The sequence below is a fragment of the Paenibacillus terrae genome, assembly GCF_000943545.1.
Lineage (GTDB): Bacteria > Bacillota > Bacilli > Paenibacillales > Paenibacillaceae > Paenibacillus > Paenibacillus terrae_A.
This window is the reverse complement of record NZ_JTHP01000141.1, coordinates 1-5,801: the sequence shown is the minus strand read 5'-3', so window position 1 is coordinate 5,801 and position 5,801 is coordinate 1. Positions and strand designations below refer to the sequence as shown.

9 protein-coding genes are annotated in these 5,801 nt (G+C 47.5%); all 9 read left to right on the top strand.

The window, feature by feature from the left end; all coding sequences use genetic code 11:
- On the top strand, positions 1 to 462 hold a 462-nt coding region (locus QD47_RS32325; RefSeq protein ID WP_044649399.1), incomplete at its 5' end, for an MBL fold metallo-hydrolase.
- On the top strand, positions 459 to 1,298 hold the full coding sequence (locus tag QD47_RS29075) for a hypothetical protein (protein WP_044649398.1): 840 nt from the start codon (positions 459 to 461) through the stop codon (positions 1,296 to 1,298). The genes QD47_RS32325 and QD47_RS29075, both read left to right, overlap by 4 nt.
- A 13-nt stretch (positions 1,299 to 1,311) precedes the next feature.
- The gene (locus QD47_RS29070) at positions 1,312 to 2,271 is read left to right on the top strand and encodes a hypothetical protein (protein ID WP_044649397.1); all 960 of its coding nucleotides are present in this window, start codon (positions 1,312 to 1,314) and stop codon (positions 2,269 to 2,271) included.
- 52 nt (positions 2,272 to 2,323) lie between these two features.
- Positions 2,324 to 2,548 carry a hypothetical protein gene (locus QD47_RS32320; RefSeq protein WP_161797221.1) on the top strand — a complete coding sequence of 75 codons (225 nt, stop codon included), beginning with the start codon at positions 2,324 to 2,326 and terminating at the stop codon, positions 2,546 to 2,548.
- A complete protein-coding gene (locus QD47_RS29060; protein ID WP_044649395.1) occupies positions 2,538 to 3,872 on the top strand; it encodes a replicative DNA helicase in 1,335 nt (444 codons plus the stop codon). Before QD47_RS32320 ends, QD47_RS29060 begins: the two co-directional genes overlap by 11 nt.
- Entirely contained in the window at positions 3,853 to 4,224 is a 372-nt protein-coding gene (locus QD47_RS29055; protein ID WP_044649394.1) for a hypothetical protein, read from the top strand. The genes QD47_RS29060 and QD47_RS29055 overlap by 20 nt, the downstream gene beginning before the upstream one ends.
- A gap of 25 nt (positions 4,225 to 4,249) precedes the next feature.
- Complete coding sequence (locus QD47_RS29050; protein ID WP_044649393.1) at positions 4,250 to 4,942, top strand: hypothetical protein; 693 nt, start codon at positions 4,250 to 4,252, stop codon at positions 4,940 to 4,942.
- Positions 4,939 to 5,274, top strand: a complete 336-nt coding sequence (locus tag QD47_RS29045) for a hypothetical protein (protein WP_044649392.1) — start codon at positions 4,939 to 4,941, stop codon at positions 5,272 to 5,274. Before QD47_RS29050 ends, QD47_RS29045 begins: the two co-directional genes overlap by 4 nt.
- Positions 5,271 to 5,801: hypothetical protein (locus QD47_RS29040; protein WP_052647025.1), on the top strand; the 531-nt coding region annotated here is incomplete at its 3' end. The genes QD47_RS29045 and QD47_RS29040, both read left to right, overlap by 4 nt.

Below are 5,801 nucleotides of genomic sequence, written 5' to 3'. Positions count from 1 at the left end.
GGAAAATACGAAACTATCAAGCTGGGTGAAACCTGGATCTATCCATTCCGAACCCATCATGATGCTTACGAGCCTGTTGGTTATGCCATTGAGGACGACAGCAGGGAACGAGCCTGCGTGTTATTCGACACCGGAAAATACGATCAGGACATGTTGAACATGATGGAAGGCAGTATTTATATCTTGATCGAAGCCAACCACGACCCCGACATGGTAGAGGTATCGGATTACCCTATCAGTATTCAATCTCGTATTCTCTCGGATCTTGGACACCTGAGCAACCAACAGACAGCAGCGGCGCTCCAGAAGCTTATACAAGGCCGTGGGGAGCGAATATACCTTACGCACTTATCTAGTAAAAACAATATGCCCGCGCTGGCTGAAATGACCGTAAAGGCGGCGCTCAAGCAGCGAGGATTTATAGTAGGCACACATTATCATTTGGAGGTAGTTTCAGAATGAAAATCAAGATGCTTAAGACATTACAAATCAAAAGTAAACAGCTTATCGCTCAAGGAGAAGAGTTTCAGGCGAGACGTATTCTTGAAAAGTTCACCCTGCTAGACACAAAAACTCCTTTCCAGATTATCGAAGGTCCATTTGCTGGGGAGGAAGTACCATTCAAACTGGCAGTGATCCTGCCGGACGAGCCTCGGCCTACACAGCAGCAGTATGACAGACTTAGCCAACAAAATGCAGAGCTATTGGACGAGTTGGAACAAATCAATGCGGTAGTAGGCAAGTATGATGGGCAATTAGTGGATGCAGTACGTAAGCTGGTCCAAGACAAATCCGAATTACTCCAGACGATTGAGCGTCACACTGATGAGCAACTTAATTCCGAAAAGCTGCTGCAGCGTATCCGGGAGCTGGAGACAGTAGCCAACGGACGCGAGGAAATGAATAAATACTTACGGGCTGAAATACAAGATATGCGTAACCCTGTTGAGGTTCCTCGGGTTGTAGCAAGGGTACTCGATTGGTACAGATGGAACGGAAGCGATAACGACGAAATTGTGGGGCATTTGGCTGCTGGGACCAAGGGGCCGAGCATGGATGTTTTAAGATCATATGTTCAAGAGGGGAGCAACGGACACAATCTGCTGTGCGCTCTGCTCAATGGACACACCGTAGCCGGAAAGGATGCTGCTGCCGCCATGTTGGAAAGTGTGACTGCGCTTGTGGAGAAGTGGTATCACGCCCCTTGCGCGAATGATGATAAAGAGGTCTTGGTTGAACAAATCTGTGATTTTATCAGGGAACGTGAAATAGCAGCAGGCAAAGCGGTGACTATTTAAAGCAGGTGGTAGAATGAGCGGCTTCATCCAGGTCGGAAGGGAGTTGCAGAACCATTGGATTCGTCGAGACAAGGACTATTGGATGGTTTTCTGCGAAATGTACTTTCTCGCCCGGTTCTCGGAAAAGCCCGAGGTGAGAAGGATTGAGGGAATAGATGTAACGGTCCATCATAAAGAGTTCGTTTTCGGTCGGCCTGGCTGGAGCCGTAGGCTTGATATATCGGAGCAGCGCCTAAAAACGCTGGTCAAGAAAATGGTTAGTGAGGGGTTCATAAAGCAGACCCAAAAGTTCAACAAATTCACGGTTTATTCCTTCGAATACGTGGATTCAATCAACCAGCAGAACAACCAGCACATCAACCAGCACATCAACCAGCAGAAAACTCCAGATCAACCAGCAGAAAATCAAGCCCCACAAGGGATTGAGGGCGATGCCAACCAGCAGAATATTTTTGAGCAACCAGCAGAACAACCAGCACAGCAACCAATGAAAGAAAAAGGTATTAAAGAAGAAGGTTACAAAGAAGAATGTTTTAAACCTTTAGAGGGGGAACAAGCCATGCGGAAGTATACAGAATCGTTCATTAAATTCTGGTCTTTATACCCGAATAAGAAAGGCAAAGCTAAAGCTTCGACATATTGGAGTATCCATGTTGAGCCTGAGTTAAAAAAAGGTAATTTAACCATGACTGAAATAAATGAAGGCACAGCTCGCTACGTGGAATACTGCGAGAAGTCTGGCAGGCCATTGAAGAGCGGAGACACAGCGGTTAATCACGAGGTATGGCAAGACGACTGGACGTGGAAAGGTGAGACGTACGGAGACTCTAGAGCGTCGTTAGCCTCAAAAGAGCCTTCGTTCCTTGAACAGAAGTTAGGGGGGATGATCGGTGACGGAAAGAGAGTTGACGTTACTCCTAGCCATAGCGGAGAAGGTTCAGTCTTCCTTGGTCAAGGATCAGGAAACTTTTAATGTTTGGTACAACTTGGTCAAAGATGTGCCGTTTGAGGTAGCACACCAAAATGTGATACTACACCTGCAGACAAGCCCCTTCTTCCCAAAGCCAGTTGATATAATTGGCGACTATCTTACTCGGCAGCCATCATACTACGAGCTACAGAGGGCAGAAGAACAGGCTGACGCTTTGGCCCTTGAAGAGTATAACCAGCAAGCGGTGCCTATGCCTAACCACATTCGTGAACGACTGGAGCGCTTGAACGCTCGAATGAGGGTGAAGCATGAGTCTTGAAGCTGAACGTGCAGTATTGGGTTCAATCATGGTCAAGCCCGACCTTTTGGACGAGTGTTATTTGACTCCAGACGATTTTCTGGAAGACGAGCGGCATGGCCTGATCCTTACAACCCTTCGCTATGCATATGAGCAGTTTGGTGATGAGCCGGACCCATTTGACATGGTGCTTATGGTAAAGCATTGGGGAAAAAACATTAACAAAATTGGCGGGGTTACATACCTCGCGCAATTACGAGACTCTGTCCCAACTCCTGAACACCTTGGCTTTTATCAAGATATCGTTCGAGCGGCATTTGTTCAAAGTCAGGCAGCTAAAACATTCGAAGAGGCTGCAGCATCGGGAACAATCGACCTGCTGGGAGTACAGGAACGGATGGACGAGCTCAACCAGCTCCAGAAGGGGCGGGCCGAGAACAACATGCTTCGGATGGCGGAAGTTCTTGAGGGCCATCACTTAGAGATTATGGATCGTGGTTCGCGGGCAGGGATTACAGGAACAAAAACAGCTTCGGATGATCTGAACGAGATGGGGAGTGGTCACCAGCCTGGAGATGTAACCATTGTAGCCGCGCGGCCCAGTATCGGAAAGACAGCCTACATTGTTAACGATTCTGTGGCTGCTGCTGAGGGCGGAACTACTGCCGCTATATTTTCCGCCGAAATGCCATCTAAAGACGTGTCAGAGAGGCATATATGCACTCTCGGTGGTATTGACAGTAAGAAGATACGGACGGGCCGCTTAACAGAAAACGACTGGGACAGCTATAGCAAAGCGCTGGAGATTTTAGAGTCTCTACCAATCTACATTGACGACACTCCAGGCATGACCATTGAGTATATCTGGCGGCAGGCCAAGGCACTCAAAAAGAAAAATCCGCGACTGATAATCTACATTGATTATCTCCAGTTGATCGAATCAGAACGGAAGTTTTCTAAAACATCTGAGCGTGTATCTTATGTTTCAGCACAGTTTAAAAAGCTGGCTCGGGTGCTGGGTATTCCTGTAGTGGTAATCTCTTCGGTCGGTCGGAAATGCGAGGATCGGCAGGACAAGCGCCCGATGATGTCAGACCTACGGGATAGCGGAAACATTGAGTTTGATGCGGACGTGATTATCTTCCTTTACCGGGACGACTACTATTACCCGGATACGGTCCTGAAAGGGGTCATGGAGCTGATTGTCGCAAAAGGTCGAAAGATCGGCACCGGAACTATACAGATGATGTTCAACCGGAAAACGAGCCGTTTCATGAATCTGACCAAGGATGATAAATATGAGCTTGAAAAGAAGGTGAGGGAGCATGTCCAAAATCGAAGATGAAGCAGGCTATCAGCGGTCGTTGGAGTGGCTTGTTTCAAAGGCTCCGATGCTGGATGATCCTTTGATTGACGAATCTGCTAAAACGAATTTGAGAAAGCAATATGATCTTGTATCTGCGAAGGTCAAAGAGTATCGGCGTGGGGAGTTGGTAGCCAAGTTTCCGGGTCTGAAAGGGCAATACAAGATACTCGAATGGACCTATCAGGAAATGGTTCCACAGCCTGCGCAGGAAGGCCCAGTAATAGAGGCTGAACAGACGCAGGCCAACACACCTACCGAGCCCGAACAAGCTCCAGAAACGCCACCAGAGCCGCCAAAAGCTAAGCCGGATCTATCAGGCTGGTTGGATTAATTTCAATAGGGAGAGGATGAACGGTATGACTTACGAACCAAACGAAATTCATGATTATGACCACGAATTTTATAACGAGCCGAGTGAATTTGAACAGAAGTGGAATGAGCTTAAAGAACAACTTATGGACAGTGTGAAAGAGGATCACAAGCAGGAAATAGCGCGTCTCCGCAAGGAAAATGCTGAATTACGGGAGGTCAAGAAAAACCTTGATTCTATCAAGCGCGAATATAATCAAAAGTGCGTTGAACTCGACACGCGAAAACGCGAGCTTGCATACGAGGTGAGGAAAGAAAGATTGGCTGAATTGATGAGTGACTTTCGGGTTGAATTGTTCAAAGCTTCATCAACTCGTAAATTAGGTGAAAAATGCAATAAGTGTAACGAAAACAGATATATAAACTTCAAGTCTCCGCAAGGTAATGACGTGACGGAAAGATGCAATTGTGCAGTAGGACGGACCGTATACAAGCCAACCGCGCATGTGTGCTCCAGTTTTGAAAATAGAAGCGGAAAATTAATCGCATGGTACAAAGAGCATAAAGATGCGGACGGAATGAGGCTCGAAGAATTGAGTTATTCTGATGCACCACGACTTATCTATAACGGCGAGAAATTCGAGGACATCAAAGAGCTTTACCATAACGTTTATTTTAAAACCGAAGAAGAATGTCAAGCATACTGCGACTGGCTTACTGAACAGGAGGCCAAGGCATGAGCGAACAATATATAGTTTTTGCAATCCCCGTACTAGACTATCCGGTTCAGGGATATCAGCCGGGAGACATGCGGGTCAAGCTGCAGGAGGAAGTAAACGAGCTGATCGAGGAAGTAGAGTCCAAGGATTACGACCAGCGGCGCACTCTATCAGAACTGTTCGACGTGCTGCAGGTGACGGTTGGCCTGATCCGGCAGCAGGCGCGTGAGAATCTTCCACCCGGGGAATCAACGGCTGTCCTGCAAAATGTGATTGCCCGAGCCAACCAAGACCACCTGTACAAGATTACAGAGTATGGGCGGCAGCGCGGATGGGAGACGGCGCGGAGATGAATCTTTTAGGGATTGACCCGGCTATGAGATTTGTGGGAATTGACCCGGCGACAACAACGGGGCTTGTTGCTTTGGACATTGAGGGTAACGTGCTGGTACAGACGGACATTCAAGGAAAAGGTCCTAAAATAAAGGGCGGAATAACTGTTCCTCAGCTTGTCTCTCTACAAAATCAGCTTTACCAACTGCTCCAGCCTAGGGACGAAATTGTCAAAGAGGATGCCGTTCCTGGCACCCAAAGAGGGCTTACAACCGGGATGATACATGGAAATTTACGGACCATTATTCATCGGAAAGGCTTGAGTTTCAATCTGGTAATGCCGAATTCCGTTAAAAAGTATGTAGCTGTAACTGGCTGGGAGGGAGAAGCAGGAAGTAAGAAGCGTCTGGAGGGGAAGGCGAAGAAAAAAGCAATGGCAGATGCAGCAAAATTGCATTTCGGCTACACCCACAAAAGCGACAACGTGGTGGACGCATACATCATTGCCCGCATAGCGCTCAACCTGTACCGCATGCGTGAATACATG